At 63.9% G+C, this 19,846-nt stretch carries 14 protein-coding genes and 3 pseudogenes; 12 read left to right on the forward strand and 5 right to left on the reverse strand.

Annotated features, from left to right (window positions below; translation table 11 throughout):
- Window positions 1-375 (forward strand): annotated as a pseudogene (locus NKJ20_RS05750) (ATP-binding protein); the annotation flags it as partial.
- Between the two features lie 232 nt (window positions 376-607).
- Here the strand turns inward: NKJ20_RS05750 and NKJ20_RS05755 are convergent.
- From NKJ20_RS05755 to NKJ20_RS05765, 3 genes and pseudogenes are all read right to left on the reverse strand, one after another.
- Complete coding sequence (locus NKJ20_RS05755; protein WP_352743016.1) at window positions 608-3,112, reverse strand: adenylate/guanylate cyclase domain-containing protein; 2,505 nt, start codon at window positions 3,110-3,112, stop codon at window positions 608-610.
- Window positions 3,113-3,154: 42 nt separating this feature from the next.
- Window positions 3,155-4,248, reverse strand: a pseudogene (locus NKJ20_RS05760) (branched-chain amino acid ABC transporter substrate-binding protein).
- 243 nt (window positions 4,249-4,491) lie between these two features.
- Window positions 4,492-4,852: pseudogene (locus NKJ20_RS05765) on the reverse strand (ABC transporter permease subunit); the annotation flags it as partial.
- A gap of 127 nt (window positions 4,853-4,979) precedes the next feature.
- Between NKJ20_RS05765 and NKJ20_RS05770 the strand changes: the two are divergent.
- Window positions 4,980-5,579, forward strand: a complete 600-nt coding sequence (locus NKJ20_RS05770) for an ANTAR domain-containing response regulator (protein WP_023676288.1) — start codon at window positions 4,980-4,982, stop codon at window positions 5,577-5,579.
- 2 nt (window positions 5,580-5,581) lie between these two features.
- On the forward strand, window positions 5,582-6,820 hold the full coding sequence (locus NKJ20_RS05775; protein ID WP_352743018.1) for a CmpA/NrtA family ABC transporter substrate-binding protein: 1,239 nt from the start codon (window positions 5,582-5,584) through the stop codon (window positions 6,818-6,820).
- A 241-nt stretch (window positions 6,821-7,061) separates the two neighbouring features.
- Here the strand turns inward: NKJ20_RS05775 and NKJ20_RS05780 are convergent, their stop codons facing one another.
- Entirely contained in the window at window positions 7,062-7,190 is a 129-nt protein-coding gene (locus tag NKJ20_RS05780; RefSeq protein WP_280952097.1) for a hypothetical protein, read from the reverse strand.
- Between NKJ20_RS05780 and NKJ20_RS05785 the strand changes: the two genes are divergently transcribed.
- The 9 genes from NKJ20_RS05785 to NKJ20_RS05825 all read left to right on the forward strand — a co-directional run bounded on the left by NKJ20_RS05785 (window position 7,177) and on the right by NKJ20_RS05825 (window position 18,634).
- Window positions 7,177-8,493 (forward strand): CmpA/NrtA family ABC transporter substrate-binding protein, encoded by a 1,317-nt coding sequence (locus tag NKJ20_RS05785; RefSeq protein WP_352743020.1) that lies wholly within the window; start codon window positions 7,177-7,179, stop codon window positions 8,491-8,493. The genes NKJ20_RS05780 and NKJ20_RS05785 overlap by 14 nt on opposite strands.
- Window positions 8,494-8,567: 74 nt before the next feature.
- Entirely contained in the window at window positions 8,568-9,464 is an 897-nt protein-coding gene (gene ntrB / locus NKJ20_RS05790) for a nitrate ABC transporter permease (protein WP_352743022.1), read from the forward strand.
- An 11-nt stretch (window positions 9,465-9,475) separates the two neighbouring features.
- Window positions 9,476-10,273: an ABC transporter ATP-binding protein gene (locus tag NKJ20_RS05795; protein WP_352743023.1), complete on the forward strand. Its 798-nt coding sequence runs from the start codon at window positions 9,476-9,478 to the stop codon at window positions 10,271-10,273.
- Between the two features lie 391 nt (window positions 10,274-10,664).
- Window positions 10,665-10,862 (forward strand): twin-arginine translocation signal domain-containing protein, encoded by a 198-nt coding sequence (locus NKJ20_RS05800; RefSeq protein ID WP_352743025.1) that lies wholly within the window; start codon window positions 10,665-10,667, stop codon window positions 10,860-10,862.
- A 58-nt stretch (window positions 10,863-10,920) separates the two neighbouring features.
- On the forward strand, window positions 10,921-12,222 hold the full coding sequence (locus NKJ20_RS05805; protein ID WP_352743026.1) for an MFS transporter: 1,302 nt from the start codon (window positions 10,921-10,923) through the stop codon (window positions 12,220-12,222).
- Between the two features lie 19 nt (window positions 12,223-12,241).
- Window positions 12,242-14,692 carry a nitrite reductase large subunit NirB gene (gene nirB / locus NKJ20_RS05810; protein ID WP_352743028.1) on the forward strand — a complete coding sequence of 817 codons (2,451 nt, stop codon included), beginning with the start codon at window positions 12,242-12,244 and terminating at the stop codon, window positions 14,690-14,692.
- A gap of 66 nt (window positions 14,693-14,758) precedes the next feature.
- Window positions 14,759-15,088 carry a nitrite reductase small subunit NirD gene (nirD, locus tag NKJ20_RS05815; RefSeq protein ID WP_352743030.1) on the forward strand — a complete coding sequence of 110 codons (330 nt, stop codon included), beginning with the start codon at window positions 14,759-14,761 and terminating at the stop codon, window positions 15,086-15,088.
- Window positions 15,089-15,091: 3 nt separating this feature from the next.
- On the forward strand, window positions 15,092-18,046 hold the full coding sequence (locus NKJ20_RS05820; protein WP_352743031.1) for a nitrate reductase: 2,955 nt from the start codon (window positions 15,092-15,094) through the stop codon (window positions 18,044-18,046).
- A gap of 102 nt (window positions 18,047-18,148) precedes the next feature.
- Window positions 18,149-18,634, forward strand: coding sequence for a hypothetical protein (locus NKJ20_RS05825; RefSeq protein WP_352743033.1), 486 nt, complete (start codon window positions 18,149-18,151; stop codon window positions 18,632-18,634).
- Between the two features lie 27 nt (window positions 18,635-18,661).
- Here the strand turns inward: NKJ20_RS05825 and NKJ20_RS05830 are convergent, their stop codons facing one another.
- The gene (locus NKJ20_RS05830) at window positions 18,662-19,693 is read right to left on the reverse strand and encodes a hydroxyacid dehydrogenase (RefSeq protein WP_352743035.1); all 1,032 of its coding nucleotides are present in this window, start codon (window positions 19,691-19,693) and stop codon (window positions 18,662-18,664) included.
- Window positions 19,694-19,846 lie beyond the last annotated feature (153 nt).

Consider the following 19,846-nt stretch of genomic DNA (forward strand, 5'->3'; position numbering starts at 1 on the left):
CCCGCGTTCCGCCGGATGCTGACGCGCGCCCGTGCCGGCCTCGGCTCCGACATGGCGGGCGACGACGCATGGCAGGACGTCTCGGCGCGCGCCTCGCTGCTGCCCGAGGACATGCAAGGCGTGTTCATGATGATCGCTCGCGCCGCCAAGGAGGGCTGGCCCTGCCCGAGCGACGCGGCAATCGCGCGCGCCTACGGCTCGCACTCGCTACGCCGCGCCCGGCGCCTGCTGACCTATATCGAGGAGCAGGGCCTGATCGTCTGCCAGCTTGATGGCACTGGAAGGCGGACAGTGACGCTGGTGGAGCTGGCCTGGGCGACGGCGCCGGGCGATCCGAATGCGGCGGAGGCGGAGCAGGGGAGGGTGGCTGTTTGATTGGGGTGGTTTAGGCCAAAACTGACGTTACTCAACATCAGCAAAGCGCCATATCCGGACCTTGCCAGTGATGCCGTGAATGTTAAGTCTCGGCTCCGATGCGGACGTTCCGCCCGAGTTCAAAGACTGACCGCGACCGTTCTGCGGCCTTCGCATCGATAGCGCCAATGAGCGGCGTCCCACATCCCACTCCTTGTGTCCATTGGGAGGGATCGTTGTGGACCAAGCCCTACTACCCAGGCTTGTGACGAAGCCGATCCAGCGCGTCTCGAAGTGCATTGGCGGCATCGCCACGCTCGTCAGGGGACATCAGCTCCGGTTCAAGTTCCAACCTGAAGTGCGGCAGCTCGGTTCGAACAGCACGACGAGCGGCCGCCAGATTGGCCTTCAGATCGATGACGCGGTAGGTGGCGACGGGATAGGCGATCCCCTTGACCTGGACTTGCCCCAGTTCCTCACAGTCGATTGCGTCCTTCACTTGCGCAAACGTCTCGTAGGAAATGAGGATGGCCCCCGGCGGCGCCTCCTGCTCCAGGCGCGAGGCGAGATTCACGGCGCCGCCGATTATCGTGTAGTCCATCCGGTCCTCGCTGCCGAAGTTACCGACGGTGCAGTAGTCGGTATGGATGCCGATGCGACAGCGCAGCGGTGTTTCGATCCCCATGTCCCGCCAGACTTCGGCAAGCTCGCTAATCCGCTTTTGCATTGCAAGTGCCATCTGCGCGCAAGCCAGCGCGTCCTCCTTGACGCCGCGAGTCTCGGGATCGCCGAAAAACATCAGGATCGCGTCGCCGACATATTTGTCGATCGTCGCGCCGTGATCCGAAGCAATTTTCGACATTTCCGTCAGATAGTGATTGAGGAGTTGGGTGAGATCCTCGGATTCCATTTTGTCAGTGGTCTCGGTAAAGCCGGCGATATCGGAGAAGCATATTGTCAGTTTCTTCCGCTGGCTGGCGATCCTGACCTCCTGGCGGCCGGTGAATATCGAGCGATACACCTGGGGCGCCAGATACTTCGCCAGCTTGCTGGAAAGCGCCTCCAGAACCACGGATTTCTCGGCGAGGTTCTCCTCCCTTTGCTTCAGCTCAGTGATGTCCGAATAGACGGCGACCGTGCCGCCGGCGCTGATCCGCCGCTCGCTGACCATGACCCATCGCCCGTCGCCTCGCCTCTGCACCCAAGGTTCGCCAGGGTTGCGGTGCCGCGAGAGGCGCTCGGCGACCCACTCCTCGACCCGCCCCTCGGCGTCCCTGATGTAGCCGCGCTCAGCGGATCGGCGAATGATTTGCTCGAATGTCGTGCCGGGCGTCAGTTCGGTCTCCAGACCGGTGTAGAGCAATTCGCGGTAGCGGCTGTTGCTGAGGACGAGCCGGTCCTCCCAGTCGTACAGAGCGAATCCTTCGGAGATGCTTTCGATGGCATCGATGAGCCGCTGACGAGCTTCCGCAACGTCGCGCAGGTTCTTTTCCTCGACCTCGACAGCAGTATCCCGGAAGAGTCTCAGCGCTTCGGCCATGCGCCCGATTTCGTCGCTGCCCGCGGCTGGCAGCGGCGCACGAAGATTGCCCCCCGCAATCGCGAGCATGCCTTGGCTCACGGCCCCCAGTCGGGCGAGGAGGCTGCGGTCGACATAGAGCCAGACAACCAGAACCGAACTCAGGAGGCTGAGAAAGGCGGAGCCGAGTACAACCGCGGTGCCGTAGCGCTGGACGAGCGCCGCTTCGCGACCGGACGCAGCGATCTCCTGATCTGCCGTGGCGACCAGGCGATCGACGCCAGCGGTGAGATTGCGCGACAGTCGATTGTTCTCGGCCAGAAGCCTTTCGCCCTGTGCCAGGACAGCAAACTCGTCCTCCCGCACCTTGGAGATGCTGTCCTCGCCGTCGGTCAAACCCCTGAACTCGTCAACACGCTGCCGGAAGCGGGTCCGCAGCTTTTCGTCGATCTCCGTGGAAACCTTTTCAAGAGCAGTGAGCGAACGGCGTAGCGGAAAAAGGATCAACGCCAGGTCGCCCGGCGTCGGCGCGTTCGCGACCTTCACCAGCGCGTCGTTGACCGCCGAGATCTCCAGCTGCGCCTTCTGCTGGGGAATGTAAGCCGCAATCGCCTGGACCAGGTCGGCCATCGCCGCTGCGCGTCGATCGGGCGACAGCGACGTGTCGGCCGCGACCGCCCGCCATTGCGGGAGCCTGGAATCCATTACTAGGATGCCGGTGGCCACAAGGCGCTGGCTTCCGGTCGTCGTCGCGGCGAGGCGGTTCAGGAGCTCCTCCTTGCGGGCGACCACGTCGAGCCGGGCGACAACAAGAGAGTCGAGCTCCTTCAGGTTGCGCCTCAGAACAATCGCGGCTTCCTCGATCTCGGCCAAAGGCACTGTGCCCAACGTGGCATCCCGGAGGTCCGTGCGCAGGGCCTCGAGGCGGGACATCTCGAGCGCGACGGCAGCCGAGACCTCGCTGTGCTGAGCCCTGCTTGTCGCTGCTAGCACCGATGGCGCGGCAGCAGCGACCCGTTCGGCCTGGCGCGACAGCTGGAGGGAGGCGAGCGCCGACGGCACTCGATCCGTGGTAATTCGGTCCACGACGTCGCCAACCTGGAGGAAGGCATAAAGCGCCGCAGCGGTTGCCAGCACCGCAAGGGCGCTGATCCCGAAAAAGGCGAGCAACAGCCGGCCGCGTATGCCGAGGCGTTCAAGCTCGGCGAGTCGGAACAGTCCGGCCACACTGGTCTGCATCAGACTAGACATCTCAGCCGGCACGCCGGCGATCAGCGAACCCTATTCAACCGGCACGTACTCTCCGCCGCGCCAGACGTACCAAACCCAACTCTGCTTCGTGAGGTCGCCCTTGTCGTCGAAATCGACCCGGCCGATGACGGTGTCGAATTCCTGTTCGTGCAGTGCCGCAATGATGGCCTTCTGCTCCAGCGAACCTGCCTTCGAGACTGCCTGGGCCCAAACCTGGACCGCGCAGTAGCTCAACAGCGTGTAGCCCGCGGGTTCGAAATTCTCCGCACGGAACTGCTCAACGACCGCGGCCGCTTCGGGGCTTCGCCTCGGGTCCGCCGGGAACGTGAAGAGGGTCCCCTCCGCCGCGGGGCCGGCGATCAGGGCAAATTCCTCGGTCGCCAAAGCATCTCCGGATATGAGCTGAACCGTGTAGCCACTGTCGTGTGCAGCGCGAGCAATCAGCGCAACCTCGGCATGATACCCTCCCACATATAAGGCGGAGACGCCGGCGGTCTGCAACGTAGCGACCTCGGCCGAATAGTCGTCCTTCCCGGGAATGTATGCGTCGTAAACGGCCTCAGTCACGCCCGCTTGTTCAACTGCTTCCTGGTCTCGTCGGCGAGACCCTTCCCATAGGTCGAATTGTCGTGGAGGATCGCAATCTTCTTGTTGCCCCAGCGATCGGCAAGGTAGTTGCCGGCGATGAAACCTTGCGCGTCGTCGCGGCCAATGGTGCGAAAGACATTGGCACGGCCCTGTTCGGTCAGCTGCGGATTGGTCGAGCCTGGGGATATCTCAACGACGCCCGCCTCCTCGTACACTTTTGATGCGGGGATCGAGGCCCCGGAGCAATAATGCCCGACGACGAGCACGACCCCGTCAGCCACCAGCTTCTTGGCGGCCGCCACAGCTTGCTCGGGATCGCAGAAGTCGTCGACCGAGATGAGCCTCACCTTCTGGCCGAGCACGCCGCCCGCCGTGTTGACGTCGGCCACTGCCATCTCCGCGCCGCGCTGTCCCTGCTCGCCGATCCAGGCGAGCCGTCCCGTCATCGCAGCCGAGACGCCGATCAGCACCTCCGCCCGCGCGGAGCTGAACACGGCCGCGAGAACTAAGATCGCTATGGCGATGATGCGGTGCATGTGTGCACCCCCTTAACTGTAGCTTACGCCAATCCCGTCAAAGCCGACAGCCCCTTCGGCAAGCGCGACTGTCTCGGGCTGCTATTGCAGCGCACACCCAATTTGGCGAAGTAATCATACACTGGATTGGCGTGTCATAACTTCGTTCGCTGAGGTCGGAATCGCGCGCCAAATCCGGACGTTACCACTGACCGGAGTGAGCGTCGTGATTGGGTCAAAGCAGCCCCCCGCCTCAGCTTCCCCCTATCTCTCCTCCACAATCCGCAAATAAGCCGCCGTCACAAACAGCACGATTAACCCAAACAATATCCACCACGCCCCTTCCGGCATCTGCAAAATCGTCAGCAGCGTCGTCAGCGCGGTGGGGATCAGCGCCGTTGATTGATTGTGCCGGTGCAGGCGCCGCGGCCGCCGAAGATCGAGGTGCCGCCGACGACGGCGGCGGCCACCCAAGGCAGCACCAGCGGGTCGGCGAGCGACGGCCTTGATCAGGCCGATGTAGTGCAGTGCCGACGAGCACGCTCGAGATAACGTAGAGCGCCGTGATCACCTGCCAGCAGCGTACGCCGGACAGGCGTGTTGCCCGTTCGTTGTCGCCGACCGCCCCAGCACCACCGCCGCGACGCTGGCCGTCGCGTCCAATTCCTCAGGCGACGCCTGGACGCCGGCATTGTTTCCGTGAATCTCGGGATGCCGCATTGCACAATCGTCTCGCCTGCGCAAAATGCGGCATGATCCGCAAATCCCTCACTGTCCTGGTGATCGATGAAAACCACATCCGCGCTTCGATAATCGAAGCGGGATTGCGGGAGGCTGGGCATCAGCAGGTCACGGTCATCCACGACGTCGCCGGCATCGCGCGACGGATCGCCGAGATCGAACCCGACGTCATCGTCATCGATCTCGAAAATCCCAACCGCGACATGCTCGAAAACATGTTCCAGCTTTCGCGCGTGGTGAAGCGGCCGATCGCCATGTTCGTCGACCGCTCGGATCAGGCTTCGATCGAAGCCGCGGTGGAAGCGGGGGTATCAGCCTATGTCGTCGACGGCCTGCGTCAGGAGCGGGTCAAGCCGATCCTCGACATGGCGATCAGCCGCTTCAACGCCTTCTCGCGTATGGCGCGCGAACTGGAAGAAGCCCGCAGCGAGTTGGAGAGCCGCAAGGTGATCGATCGCGCCAAGGGCATCCTGATGAAGTCGCGCGGCCTGTCGGAGGACGCGGCCTACACGCTGCTGCGCAAGACCGCCATGAACCAGAACCGCAAGATCGCCGAGATCGCCCAGAGCCTGGTAACGGCGGCAGGCCTGCTGGATCCCGAGGAGAGTTGAGAATGGCGGCCGAGCACCGGATCAATGCTGGCTTCATGCCGCTCTTCGACAGCGCTATCCTTGTCGCGGCGAAGGAAATCGGCTTCGCCCTGCGCGAAGGCATCGACCTGACGCTCAACCGGGAAACGTCCTGGGCCAACATCCGCGACCGCATCGCCATCGGCCATTTCGATCTGGCGCACATGCTGGGGCCGATGCCGATCGCCTGCAATCTGGGGCTGACACCGCTCGCCTCCGATACCGTCGTGCCGTTCTCGCTCGGCCTCGGCGGCAATTGCGTGACGGTTTCGAACGCGGTCTGGGTGGGCATGGCCGCGCACGGCGCCCAACCCGATCTCGATCCGGCGCGGGCCGGCAAGGCGTTGGGAGCGCTGATTCGTGAACGGGTGAATGCCGGCGGCGATCCGCTTCGCTTCGCCGTCGTCCATCCGCACTCCGGGCACAATTATGAATTGCGCTACTGGCTCGCCGCCTGTGGCATCGACCCGTCGCGTGAAATCGAGATCGTCATCGTGCCGCCCCCGTTCATGGCCGACGCACTCGCCGCCGGCAGGATCGACGGCTACTGCGTCGGCGAACCCTGGAACAGTGCCTCGGTCGTCGCGGGCACCGGCCGTATCGCCACGGTCAAGGCGGCCATCTGGAAGACCAGCCCCGAGAAAGTCGTCGGCGTGCGCAAGGCATGGGCGGAAAGAGAGCCGGACGCGCTTTCAGCCCTGCTGCGTGCGCTTCATCACGCGGCGCGCTGGTGCCAGGATCCGGCAAACCGTGACGAACTCGCGGCCCTGATGGCGCAGCCGGCCTTCCTCGGGCTTGCGCCGGCGCTGCAGATGCCGATCCTCAGCGGCCATCTGGCGCTCGGCGGCGGCGCCGAACTCAGCGTCGGCGACTTCTTTCTGCCCTTCGGCAAGGCGGCGAACTTCCCGTGGAAGAGCCATGCGCTGTGGTTCTACACGCAGATGGTGCGCTGGGGGCATGTCGCGCACACGCCGGAAAACCTCGCTATTGCCCGCGACTGCTACCGCCCCGATCTCTACCGCTCGGCGTTGAAGCCGCTTGGCGTAGCGCTTCCCGGTGCCAATGCCAAGGTCGAGGGCGCGCTGAAGGCCGCGACTCCGGTCGGTTCGGCGGGGGCGAGCCTGGTGCTCGGTCCCGATGGATTCTTCGATGGCCAGATCTTCGATCCCGACGAGATCGACGCCTACATTGCCGGCCAGAAATTGGCGCGCGCCGAAGTCTGATCATTTCGGCGGCATTCTTGTGAGCTGCACAAAAAATGTGCGTGCAACTGCTAATGAACAATCTTTGGCTTGCTCGCCCAGCGGGCCGGCGCGCCGACGATTTTGGCATGTCGTTGATCTCGTTGATGTTTGTCATCCATTCCGAAACTGGCACGGTTCCTGCGTTGCAATAGGCAGACTCTTCTCGGGTCACGGAATAGGCGTCCAATGGCGGGCGCTACAGGCAACGCTGCCGCTCAGGTCAACACGCGATCCCGGATGGACGGACGCGCGCGGCCTGGCCGGCGGCTTTTTTGTTTTGGTCGAACACGCAATCGACGGCGCCGATCCCAAGCCGCGCCCAACCGGAGATGACGATGACGAAACGCATCAAGAGCCATTCCGCCCAAACGGCGATCAGCCGCCGCGATTTCCTGAGGATCAGCGCGGCCACCGCGGCAACGCTGGCCGCGGCGCGTGCGCTGCTGCCCTCCGGCGCCTATGCGGCGCCCGCCGCGCCGGAAGTCACCGGCGCCAAGCTCGGCTTCATAGCGCTGACCGATGCGGCGCCGCTGATGATTGCCAAGGAGAAAGGCCTGTTCGAGAAATTCGGCATGCCCGATGTCGAGGTGCTCAAGCAGGCCTCCTGGGGGGCGACGCGCGATAATCTGGTGCTCGGCGGCGAAGCCAACGGCATTGACGGCGCCCATATCCTGACGCCGATGCCTTATCTGATGCACACCGGCAAGGTGACGCAAAACAAGCAGCCGCTGCCGATGGCGATCGTGGCCCGCCTCAACTACGACTGCCAGGGCATTTCCGTCGCCCAGGAATATGCCGGCACCGGCGTCGGCCTCGACGCCTCAAAGCTGAAGGACGCCTTCGCGGCCAAGAAGGCCGCAGGCAAGGAGGTGAAGGCCGCCATGACCTTCCCGGGCGGCACGCACGATCTTTGGCTGCGCTACTGGCTGGCCGCCGGCGGCATCGATCCCGACAAGGACGTATCGACCATCGTCGTGCCGCCGCCGCAGATGGTCGCCAACATGAAGGTCGGCAACATGGACGTGTTCTGTGTCGGCGAGCCGTGGAACGAGCAACTCGTCCACCAGGGCGTCGGCTTCACCGCCGCCACCACGGGCGAGCTATGGAAGGGGCATCCGGAAAAGGCGCTCGGCCTGCGCGCCGCCTTCATCGACAAGTATCCGAACGCCACCAAGGCGATCCTGATGGCCGTCATGGAAGCCCAGCAATGGTGCGAAGCCAAGGAAAACAAGGACGAGATGGCCGCCATCATCGGCAAGCGGCAATGGATGAACGTGCCGACCGCCGACATAATCGGCCGCCTCAAGGGCGACATCAATTACGGCAATGGCCGCGTCGCCAACGGCACCGATCTCTACATGAAGTTCTGGCAGGGCGGCGTGTCCTATCCCTTTAAGAGCCACGACTCCTGGTTTCTCGCCGAAAACATACGCTGGGGCAAGTTCGCGCCGACCACCGACATCAAGGCGCTGGTCGACCGGGTCAACCGTGAGGATCTGTGGCGCGAGGCGGCCAAGGATCTTGGTGTCGCCGCGGCAGATATCCCGGCCTCATCATCGCGCGGCACCGAAACCTTCTTCGACGGCAAGATCTTCGATCCGGCCAACCCGTCCGCCTATCTCGACAGCCTGAAGATCAAGGTGTCGGCCTGAGCCTGACATAGATGCGCGGCAGACGGTGGCAGCGCCGCCTGCCTTGCACCTGCCGCCAAGGAGTTTTTCGAGAAATGTCTATCCAAGCCATCGAGGACCGCAAGGTGAAGCCGTTCCCCGCACCGGCCAAGCCCGCCGAAATCATCGCCTTGACCGCCAGGGCGCGGCGCCGCTTCGACCCGGCCGCGATCGCCGCCAAACTGGCCAGCACGCTGGTGCCGCCGGTCATCGTCATCACCATTATGCTCGTCGTTTGGCAGGTCGCCTGTTCGTCGCCCACAGCCAGCCTGCCACCGCCGAGCCAAGTGTGGAACGAGGCCTATGACCTGATCGCCCACCCGTTCTTCGACAATGGCCCGCAGGACATCGGACTCGCCTGGCGGGTGCTGATCTCGCTGCAGCGCGTCGCCATGGGCTTCGGCCTGGCAGCAATCGTCGGCGTCGCGCTCGGCGCGCTCGTCGGCCAGTCGATCTGGGCGATGCGCGGTCTCGATCCGGTCTTCCAGATCCTGCGCACGGTGCCGCCGCTCGCGTGGCTGCCGCTGTCGCTGGCGGCGTTCCGCGATTCCAGCCCGTCGGCGATCTTCGTCATCTTCATCACCTCGATCTGGCCCATCATCATCAACACCGCGGTCGGTGTCCGCAACATCCCCGAGGACTACCGCAACGTCGCCCGTATCCTCCGGCTCAACCAGTTCGAGTTCTTTGTGAAGATTATGGTGCCGGCGGCCGCGCCCTACATCTTCACCGGCCTGCGCATCGGCATCGGCCTGTCGTGGCTGGCCATCGTCGCCGCCGAAATGCTGACCGGCGGCGTCGGCATCGGCTTCTTCATCTGGGACGCGTGGAACTCGTCGCGCCTGCCCGACATCATTGTCGCGCTCGCCTATATCGGCGTCACCGGTTTCTGCCTCGACCGCCTGGTCGCGGCGGTCGGCGCCTTCGTCACCCGCGGCACAACGGCAAAGTGAGGAGAGGGACGATGACGGCCTATCTGAAACTCGACCACATCGACAAATCCTTCGCCCGCGGCAGCCAGGTCAGCGACGTGCTGAAGGACATCCGGCTGACCATCGACAAGGGCGAATTCGTCTCGATCATCGGCCATTCCGGCTGCGGCAAGTCGACCTTGCTCAACCTGATCGCCGGCCTGACCAAGGTCTCGGCCGGCGCGGTTCTGCTCGAAGACAAGGAGGTCGATAGTCCCGGCTCGGAACGCGCCGTGGTGTTCCAGAACCACAGCCTGCTGCCATGGCTCACCGTCTACGAAAACATCAATTTGGCAGTCACGAAGGTCTTTGGCCGGAGCAAGAGCCGGGCCGAGCGGCATGAATGGATCATGCGCAATCTCGATCTCGTGCAGATGGCGCATGCCAAGGACAAACGTCCGGCCGAGATTTCGGGCGGCATGAAGCAGCGCGTCGGCATTGCGCGCGCGCTCGCGATGGAGCCGAAGATTCTTTTGCTCGACGAGCCGTTCGGGGCGCTCGACGCGCTGACCCGCGCGCATCTGCAGGACGCGGTGATGGATATCCATTCGAGGCTCGGCTCGACGACGATCATGATCACTCACGATGTCGACGAGGCGGTGCTGTTGTCCGACCGCATCGTCATGATGACCAACGGGCCGGCGGCCACCATCGGCGAGGTTCTTGCCGTGCCGCTGGCCCGGCCGCGTCGGCGCATCGAGCTTTCCTCCGACCGCACCTTCCTGCGCTGCCGCGAGGCGGTGCTGAAATTCCTCTACGAACGCCACCGCTTCGTCGAAGCCGCGGAGTAAGGCCATAATTGGAAACTCGTCATCATCATTGGCAATCTGCATCGGCAATGGGCAATCTACCGCATTGCACAAATATTATGCTGCTGTGCAAGGCATTTTGACTAATCTTTGATCCGCTGCCGAGCTTGGTCAAAAGTCGCGCGGCTGCGGTTCATATTGATTTCATTCGATAATTAAGAGCGCTGTCGAATTGGCACGCTTCCTGCTTTTCAAAATGTAGGTCCGCAAGGGCCAAGTGACACGGCGTCCAATGGCGGGCGCCACAGGCAAAGCTGCCGCTCAGGTCCACACGCGCTCCCGGAAGCCCGGACGCGAAGACCTGGCCGGCGGCTTTTTTGTTTTGATGCAATCGACGGCGCTGGTCCCAAGCGGCGCCCAACCGGAGACGACGATGACGAAACGGATCGGACCTGGCGCGTCCCTCGCGGACTTCACGCGCCGCGATTTTCTGGCCGTCAGCGCGCTGACGGCGGCGCTGTTCACCGCCGCGCTCCTCCTCTTTCCCGCCGGCACCAAGACTGACGGCAAGGGTCTCGAAGTGACCGCGCAGAGGTCGGTTTCAACCAGTTCGCCGATGCTGCGCCGCTGACAGTCGCGAGCGAACAGACAAGGGCGGTGCCTCCCACGCCGCAAACCGGAGCCAGAAAATGACCGCAAATCTCCCAGCCGCGCCCAGCCAGGACAGCGCTCCCCGGCAGGCGCTTGTGATGTCCACCATCGCCTTCACCGTCTGCTTCGCGGTGTGGACGATCTTTTCAATCATCGGCGTGCGCATAAAGCAGGAGCTGGGGCTGAACGAGACGGAGTTCGGCCTGCTCGTCGGCACGCCGATCCTCACCGGCTCGCTCGTGCGTATGGTGCTCGGTGTCTGGACCGACCGTTTTGGCGGACGGCTGGTATACACCGCGACCATGCTTGCGGCGGCGATCGCGACCTTTCTGCTCGCTTTTGCGCACAGCTACGGGCAGATGCTGGTCGCTGCGCTAGGCGTTGGGCTCGCCGGCGGGTCCTTCGCCGTCGGTGTCGCCTATGTCTCGCGCTTCTTCCCGGCCGGCAAGCAGGGCACGGCGCTTGGCATTTTCGGTGTCGGCAATGTCGGCGCCGCGGTCACCAAGTTCCTGGCACCGTTCGTGCTTCTCTCCTGGGGCTGGCAGTCGGTCGCGCTGATCTGGGCGGCAGCACTCGTCGTCATGGCCGCCGTCTTCTGGTTCACGACCGGCGACGATCCGGTCATCCGCGAGCGCCGCGCCGGCAAGGCAGCGCCCGCGAGAAGCTTCTTGCAGGAATTCGCGCCGCTCAAGAACCTGCAGGTCTGGCGCTTCGCCTTCTATTATTTCTTCGCCTTCGGTGCATTCGTGGCGCTCTCGCTGTGGCTGCCCCGCTACCTGATCGGCGTCTACGGCTTCGGGCTTGCGACCGCCGGCATGATCGGGGCGGCCTATTCAATTCCGGCAAGTATTTTCCGCGCCTATGGCGGCGTGCTTTCCGACCGGATCGGCGCCCGCACCGTGCTCTACTGGACCTTCGCTGTCAGTGCCGTCGCGACTCTCGTTCTGTCTCTCCCCTCGGCAGATTACGTCGTGCGCGGTGTCAGCGGGCCGATCGCCTTCCATTTCGAGGTCGGCCCGCTCGCCTTCATAGCCGTTGCCTGTGTGCTCGGCTTCTTCATGAGCCTTGGCAAGGCTGCCGTCTACAAGCACATCCCGGCTTACTATCCGCAGAGTGTCGGCGCGGTCGGCGGCGTTGTCGGCATGATTGGCGGGCTCGGCGGCTTTATCCTGCCAATCGTCTTCGGCGCGCTCAACGACCTCACCGGCGTCTGGTCGAGCTGCTTCATGCTGCTCTTCGTCATCGTCGCCACCTGCTTTGCCTGGATGCATTTTTCCATCCGGCGGATGGAGCGCACGGCGTCTGACGAAGCTTCAGGCCTTTCCTACGCGGCTGAGTGAGACCGGAGTGGATCAGGACATGACCGAGAAACTAGTTATCATTGGCAACGGCATGGCCCCCGGGCGCATGCTGGAGCACCTCCTGGAAAAGGCGCCTGGGCGCTACCAGGTCACCATCTTCAACGCCGAGCCGCGCGTGAACTACGACCGCATCATGCTCTCGCCGGTTCTGTCGGGCGAAAAGGCCTATGAGGAGATCATCATCCATGGCGACGGCTGGTACATCAAGCACGGCATCACCCTCTACAAGGGCCACAAGATCGTCGCCATCGACCGGCAGGCAAAGACCGTCACCTCCGATCATGGCGTGACCGAGCCCTACGACAAGCTCGTCATCGCCACCGGCTCGGTGCCGTTTATCATTCCGGTGCCAGGCCATGATCTGCCCGGCGTGCTCACGTATCGCGATCTCGACGACGTCCGGGCCATGATGCTTGCCGCCCAGTCGCGGGCCAAGGCTGTGGTCATTGGCGGCGGCCTGCTCGGGCTGGAGGCCGCGGCCGGCCTCAACGCGCAAGGCATGGACGTCACCGTGCTGCATGTCATGCCGACGCTGATGGAGCGCCAGCTCGATCCAGCCGCCGGCTATCTCCTGCAGCGCGCGGTTGAAGAACGCGGCATCAAGGTCATCACCAAGGCCAACACCCAGGCGATCACCGGCAACGGCAAGGTCGGGCGGGTGGAGCTTGCCGACGGCACAGTCATCCCGGCGACGCTCGTCGTCATGGCGGTGGGCATCAGGCCGAATGCGGCGCTGGCGAAGGAAGCCGGCATTGCCGTCAATCGCGGCATCGTCGTCGACGCCGGTATGCGCAGCAACGATCCCGATATCTACGCAATCGGCGAATGCGCCGAGGTCAACGGCCAGGTCTACGGGCTGGTCGCGCCGCTCTACGAGATGGCGCGCGTCGCCGCCAGCCATCTGGCCGGCAATGAGGCGGCGGCTTTCGTCCACATGGACACGCCGACCAAGCTCAAGGTCACCGGCATCGAGCTGTTCTCGCTCGGCGACTTCGCCGAGGGCGATGACCGCCAGGAGATCGTGCTGCGCGATGCCGCGGCCGGCGTCTACAAGCGCCTGGTACTCAAGGACGACCGCATCATCGGCACCGTGCTCTATGGCGAGACGGCGGACGGCGCCTGGTTCAACGACCTCAAGAAGAAGCAGACCGACATATCCGAGATGCGCGATACGCTCATCTTCGGCCAGTCCTACCAGGGAGGCGCCCCCCTGGACCCTATGGCGGCCGTTGCAGCCTTGCCGGATGATGCGGAAATCTGCGGTTGCAACGGCGTATGCAAGGGAAAGATCACCGGCGCGATCACGGCCAGGGGCTTGACCTCGCTCGACGATGTGCGCGCCCACACCAAGGCGTCGGCGTCCTGCGGTTCGTGCACCGGGCTGGTCGAAAAGCTGATGGTGCTGACCATCGGCGATAAATACAACCCCGCGGCGGTCCAGCCGATGTGCAGCTGCACCGCGCTTGGCCACGACGAGGTCCGCCGGCTGATCAAGGCCAAGGGCTTGAAGACCATTCCCGCCGTCATGCAGGAACTGGAGTGGAAGACCTCCTGCGGCTGCGCCAAATGCCGGCCGGCGCTCAACTATTATCTTGTCTGCGACTGGCCCGACGAATACGCCGACGATTACCAGTCGCGCTTCATCAACGAGCGCGTCCACGCCAACATCCAGAAGGACGGCACCTATTCGGTGGTGCCGCGCATGTGGGGCGGCGTCACCAACGCCGCCGAATTGCGCGCCATCGCCGACGTCGTCGACAAGTTCGAGATCCCGATGGTCAAGGTCACCGGCGGCCAGCGCATCGACATGCTCGGCATCCGCAAGGAAGACCTGCCGGCGGTATGGGCCGATCTCGGCCAGGCCGGCTTCGTCTCCGGCCACGCCTATGCCAAAGGACTGCGCACGGTGAAGACCTGTGTCGGTTCGGACTGGTGCCGCTTCGGCACGCAGGATTCGACCGGCTTGGGCATCCGTATCGAAAAATTCATGTGGGGCTCGTGGACCCCGGCCAAGGTCAAGATGGCGGTGTCGGGCTGTCCGCGAAACTGTGCCGAGGCGACCTGCAAGGATGTCGGCGTGATCTGCGTCGATAGCGGCTACGAGATCCATTTCGCCGGCGCGGCCGGTCTCGACATCAAGGGCACCGAAGTGCTCGGCCTGGTCAAGACCGAGGACGAGGCGCTGGAGCATATTGTGGCGTTAACGCAGATGTATCGCGAGCAGGGCCGCTATCTCGAGCGTATCTACAAATGGGCCAAGCGCGTCGGCATAGCTGAGATCAAGCGTCAGATCATGGACGATGGCGAGAAGCGCAAAGCCTATTTCGACCGCTTCGTCTTTTCGCAGAAATTCGCCCAGGTCGACCCATGGTCGGAACGTGCTTCCGGCAAGGACAAGCATGAATTCCGGCCGATGGCTTCGGTCGGCTTTGCCCAGGCGGCGGAGTAGGCGCGTGTTCCCGAAAAGTGGAATGCGGTTTTCGGACAAGAACACGCGCAAAAGAGGAATAGCCACATGAACTGGGTATCGATAGGCACGCTCTCGGACATTCCGCGTCGCGGCGCGCGCTGCGTCGCCACGCCCGAAGGCAAGATCGCCGTCTTCCGCACGGCCGACGATCAAGTGTTCGCCATCGACGACCATTGCCCGCACAAAGGTGGGCCGCTCAGCCAGGGCATCGTCCATGGCACGGCGGTGACCTGTCCCTTGCACAATTGGGTGATCTCGCTGGAGACAGGCAAGGCGCTCGGCGCGGACGAGGGCGCGGTGCGCACCATTGCGGTGCGGATCGACGGCGAGCGGCTGTTCATTGCGCTGGAAGCGCTGGCCAACCGCGCGGCGTGAACCATGCAGATTGATGAAGCGCGCGAGGTGAGGACCACCTGCCCCTATTGCGGGGTGGGTTGCGGCGTGCTGGCGAAGGTCGCCGCGGACGATGAAATAACCGTTCGCGGCGACCCGGACCACCCGGCGAATTTCGGCCGGCTCTGCTCCAAAGGCTCGGCGCTGGCTGAGACCATCGACCTCGACGGCAGGTTGCTATACCCGGAGATCCACGGTCGCCGCACCGACTGGGACGAAGCGCTCGACCTTGTCGCTTCGACCTTCTCGCAAACCATTGCCGAACACGGCCCCGGTTCGGTCGCCTTTTATGTTTCCGGCCAGTTGCTGACCGAGGACTATTACGTCGCCAACAAGCTGATGAAAGGCTTTATCGGCTCGGCCAATATCGACACCAATTCGCGCCTGTGCATGGCCTCGTCGGTCGCCGGCCACCGCCGCGCCTTTGGCTCGGACACCGTTCCGGGAAATTACGAGGATCTGGAACTTGCCGACCTGATCGTGCTGGTCGGCTCCAATCTCGCCTGGTGCCATCCGGTACTCTACCAGCGCATTGCCGCCGCCCGGGAAAAGCGGCCCGAGATGAAGGTGGTGCTGATCGACCCTCGCCGCACCATGACCTCAGACATCGCCGACATGCATCTGGCGATCGCGCCCGACGGCGACGTCGCTTTGTTCACCGGGCTGCTCGCCTATCTCGGCCAGCACAACGCGCTGGACCGCACCTATATCACGGCGCACACGACCGGCTTCGGGCAAGCGCTTTTCGCCGCCTCGGCGCTCGATCTTGCCGGCATCGCGGCTGCCACGGGTCTCAGTGAGGACGAACTGGCCCGCTTCTACAGCCTGTTTGCCGCGACGGCGAAGACGGTGACCGTCTACAGCCAAGGCGTGAACCAGTCGTCTTCGGGCACCGACAAGGTCAACGCCATCATCAACTGCCATCTGGCCACCGGCCGGATAGGCCAGCCCGGCGCCGGGCCGTTCTCGGTGACCGGCCAGCCCAACGCCATGGGCGGCCGTGAGGTCGGCGGCATGGCCAACATGCTGGCCGCCCACATGGAGATCGAAAACCCCGAGCACCGCGAACGCGTGCAGCGCTTCTGGAATGCCCCAACCACCGCCGAAAAACCCGGCCTGAAAGCGGTCGAGATGTTCCAAGCGGTGGCCGACGGACGCATCAAGGCGCTGTGGATCATGGCTACCAACCCCGTCGATTCGATGCCGGACGCCGATGCCGTCGAGGCGGCGATCAAGGCCTGCCCGTTTCTCGTGGTCTCGGACGTGCTGGCCAAGACCGACACGGTCCGCCACGCCCATGTCCGGCTGCCGGCCACCGCATGGGGCGAAAAGGATGGCACCGTCACCAATTCGGAGCGCCGCATCTCGCGCCAGCGAGCCTTTTTGGCCACGCCCGGCGAGGCAAGAGCCGACTGGTGGATCATCGCTGAAGTCGCCAAGCGGATGGGCTTCGGCGAGGCTTTTTCGCATGTGTCGCCGGCCGACATCTTCGCCGAGCACGCGGCGTTGTCGACATTCGAGAATGACGGGGTACGCGATTTTGATATAGGCGCGTATGGCGATATCGGTGCAGAGGCCTATGAGGATCTTCTGCCGTTCCAATGGCCAGCGCCGGCCTCACCCTCCCCCTTGAGGGGAGGGTCGGCACGCGCGTTGAGCAAAGCGAAACAAGCGGGATGGGGTGGGATCGGTGGTGAAGTCTCGACCTCTCCGGGTCGCCCCACCGAGGTGGAGGCCGTCGCAGATGACCCTCTCTGGCCTGCCGGCCATCTCCCCCTCAAGGGGGGAGATCAGCCTGCTGCTCGGCTGTCGCCAGTCTCCCAGGTTGATGAGTGGGCGCAGCCGGCAAAGCCGCCAATCTCCCCCCTTGAGGGGGAGATGGCCGGCAGGCCAGAGGGGGGTGTTCAGGCTGGACATAGCTCAGCCAGCACCCGCTTCTTCGCCAACGGCAATTTCTACACGCCCGACGGCAAGGCGCGCTTCATTGCCATCCGCCCAGCCGCACAAACCCGCACCAACCCGGACTACCCGCTCGTCCTCAACACCGGGCGCGTCCGCGACCATTGGCACACCATGACGCGGACCGGCAAGAGCCCGCGTCTGTCGCAGCACATGGCCGAACCGTTCGTCGAAATCCACCCGGCGGATGCGCAGCACTATGGTATCGGCGATGCCGACATCGTGCGCGTCTCGACTGCCCATGGCGAGGTGCTGGTCCGCGCCCTGGTGACGGTGCGTCAACGCCAAGGCTCTGTATTCGTACCGATGCACTGGACCGATCAGATCTCCGCCCGCGCGCGTGTCGATGCACTGGTCCCGCCGACGACCGATGCGATTTCAGGTCAGCCGGCCTCGAAGAACGTTGCCGCCCGCATCCAGCGGTTCGCCGCCACTGCCTTCGGCTTCGCCATGCTTGCCGAACGGCCCGCATCGATCGACGCCGATTACTGGAGCCTCGCCCGCTGCCCCGCCGGCTGGCGGCTTGAAATTGCGCTGCAGGACAGCCGTGACTGGACCGGGTTTGCCGCCTCCCTGTTAGGCATGGAAGGCGAGACGCTCGCCTATCACGACATCGCCGGCGGGCACCATCGTTTCGCCCGTTTCGCGGGAACTCGGCTGGTCGGCGCGCTTTATCTTGCGCCTACCCCGGTAGCGGTGTCGCGCGGGTGGGCAGTCGAACAACTTGGTGCTGACCATGCCAATCGGCAGGCGCGGTTGGCGATTGTCGCCGGGCGGCCGGGCGGCAACAGCGTCGACCGCGGTGCCATCGTCTGCGCCTGTTTCGGGGTCGGTGCCAACCAGATCGCGGAAGCGGTACGCGGCGGCTGTACCAGCGTCGCGGCAATCGGCGCCGTCCTTCACGCCGGCACCAATTGCGGCTCTTGCCGCGCCGAGATCAAGACCATTATCGACGGGCGGCGTCTGCAAGCTGCGGAGTGATGCGCCGGGAACTCTGCCGTGCCGCTACATGATGCTTACTAGCAATTTACAAACCATGGGCTACCAACGCTCTGACTTCGATTCGCTCGGAACGGGAGCCTCATGAGCAAAGCCCTGACCTCATTCGCGCTTGCCGCCGCGCTGGCGGCCTTGCTGATGGCGCTCAGCCTGATGGTGGCCAGGCATGGCTATCCCTATGGCGCGATCGGCGCCAAGCGCTTGAGCGACATCGCCGATGCGGGGACGTTCATTCCGCTCGCGGCGATCTATTTTTTCAGCGCACTGCTGATGATGGTTCTGCCGATCAGGCTCGCTGGCATCGTCCTGACACATGCCGCCGATGCGATCTTCTGGACGGTCATCGTGTTGTTTGCGGTCTTCGTTGGATGTCTCGCCGCGAGATTTGCTTTTGGTCAGCGCGATGTGCTCTCCGCACTGCTGAACTGGCGGTTCCTGTTTGTCGCAGCCGTCGTCGGATGCCATCTGTTCATCAACGAGCTGCGCCGCAACATCTTGTTGAGAAGCCTGTTCTTCGTCGTCTTCGCCGCAGCGACACTGGCCTGCCTGTTTTGGTCCTTCACCGTCTGAGCATGTGCGACCCGTCGGGCAGACGGCCTAATTCTTGTCGACCGGCTTCGAACGCATTCGCGAAACGGTCTCACGCTCGGCCCGCTTCGAACGCATCGGCGGCAGGCCGCGGTCGACCAGGTCCATGTCTTCCAGCACCATGTCGCCCATCCGCTTGAAAGCGATGTCGAGCGCACCGGCCCGGTGGGCGGAGCGCAGGAACCCCGGCAATGTGCGGACCGGGTGATCCTGGGCAAGCGGCTCCTCAGGAAAAACATCGCTGGCGGCGACGATATGGCCGCTGCGGACGGCGTCCATCAGTGCCGGGAAATCGACCACGCCGGCTCGGCTGAGCAGGATGAAAGCGGCTCCCTTGCGCATCCTGGCAAACGCCTCGGCACCAAGGAAACCCTGGTTTTCGCTGGTCACCGAAGCGACGACGAAGATGAAATCGCTGTTCGACAGAACGTCGTCGAGAGAGGCCGGCTCGACGCCGTTTTCGATCAGGATCGACGGCGGCAGCCACGGGTCGAAGACTTTTGTCCGCGTGCGAAAGCCTGACAGCAGCCGGTTGAGCGCACGGCCAAGATCGCCGAAGCCGATAATGCCGACATCCGCGCCGGAAAGAAGCCGTGCCGTCCGGTTGCCGTCGCCGCCCCACAGCTCCTTGCCGTGACGAAATGCGAGATCGGCGTCGACGATGCCGCGGGCGAGGTTGAGCGCCATGGCAAGGCCGAGCTCGGCCACCGGTTCGGCAAACACCAGCCCGGTGGTGACGACATGGATGCCGCGCGAAAACAGCGTCTCGTAGGGCATGTTGTTGATGAGGTTGCTCTCGACATTGAAGATGCAGCGCAGCGCCTTCATTCTTTCCAGCGTCTCCGGCGCGATAGGTGGCTGGCCGACGATGTAGCGCGCCTCGGCAAGGATATCGGCCGGCAGCGCCGCCACCGCTTCGGGCGATATTTCGACGATGCGGTATTTCGATCGAAATTTCGCCAGCGCAGCCGGCGTGAAGATCAGGTCGAGCGTGCGCGGTTCGGGTGCGCTGATCACCAGCGGCAAGGCGCTGTCGGACATGATGATTTCCTCCCGTGCGATCCGCGTCGCACCACACTAGAATCGTCTTCCCCGCCCCGACACCTATCACATGCCTGTCGAGGAGGAGAAGTTTGCCTGCCTTCGGCCTTGCGGTGCGGCGGTCGGTGGTCCAGATAGACGGCGATCGAAGGA

The sequence above is a fragment of the Mesorhizobium sp. M0185 genome, assembly GCF_040322175.1.
Classification (GTDB): domain Bacteria; phylum Pseudomonadota; class Alphaproteobacteria; order Rhizobiales; family Rhizobiaceae; genus Mesorhizobium.

Excerpts from the sequence above, each read along its gene's own strand:
- NKJ20_RS05805 (WP_352743026.1), top strand. The coding sequence starts at position 10,921 with ATGACCGCAAATCTCCCAGCCGCGCCCAGCCAGGACAGCGCTCCCCGG.
- NKJ20_RS05830 (WP_352743035.1), bottom strand. The coding sequence starts at position 19,693 with ATGTCCGACAGCGCCTTGCCGCTGGTGATCAGCGCACCCGAACCGCGC.
- NKJ20_RS05800 (WP_352743025.1), top strand. The coding sequence starts at position 10,665 with ATGACGAAACGGATCGGACCTGGCGCGTCCCTCGCGGACTTCACGCGC.
- NKJ20_RS05795 (WP_352743023.1), top strand. The coding sequence starts at position 9,476 with ATGACGGCCTATCTGAAACTCGACCACATCGACAAATCCTTCGCCCGC.
- NKJ20_RS05770 (WP_023676288.1), top strand. The coding sequence starts at position 4,980 with ATGATCCGCAAATCCCTCACTGTCCTGGTGATCGATGAAAACCACATC.
- ntrB (WP_352743022.1), top strand. The coding sequence starts at position 8,568 with ATGTCTATCCAAGCCATCGAGGACCGCAAGGTGAAGCCGTTCCCCGCA.
- NKJ20_RS05780 (WP_280952097.1), bottom strand. The coding sequence starts at position 7,190 with ATGCGTTTCGTCATCGTCATCTCCGGTTGGGCGCGGCTTGGGATCGGC.
- NKJ20_RS05820 (WP_352743031.1), top strand. The coding sequence starts at position 15,092 with ATGCAGATTGATGAAGCGCGCGAGGTGAGGACCACCTGCCCCTATTGC.
- NKJ20_RS05785 (WP_352743020.1), top strand. The coding sequence starts at position 7,177 with ATGACGAAACGCATCAAGAGCCATTCCGCCCAAACGGCGATCAGCCGC.
- NKJ20_RS05775 (WP_352743018.1), top strand. The coding sequence starts at position 5,582 with ATGGCGGCCGAGCACCGGATCAATGCTGGCTTCATGCCGCTCTTCGAC.
- NKJ20_RS05825 (WP_352743033.1), top strand. The coding sequence starts at position 18,149 with ATGAGCAAAGCCCTGACCTCATTCGCGCTTGCCGCCGCGCTGGCGGCC.
- nirD (WP_352743030.1), top strand. The coding sequence starts at position 14,759 with ATGAACTGGGTATCGATAGGCACGCTCTCGGACATTCCGCGTCGCGGC.
- NKJ20_RS05755 (WP_352743016.1), bottom strand. The coding sequence starts at position 3,112 with ATGCAGACCAGTGTGGCCGGACTGTTCCGACTCGCCGAGCTTGAACGC.
- nirB (WP_352743028.1), top strand. The coding sequence starts at position 12,242 with ATGACCGAGAAACTAGTTATCATTGGCAACGGCATGGCCCCCGGGCGC.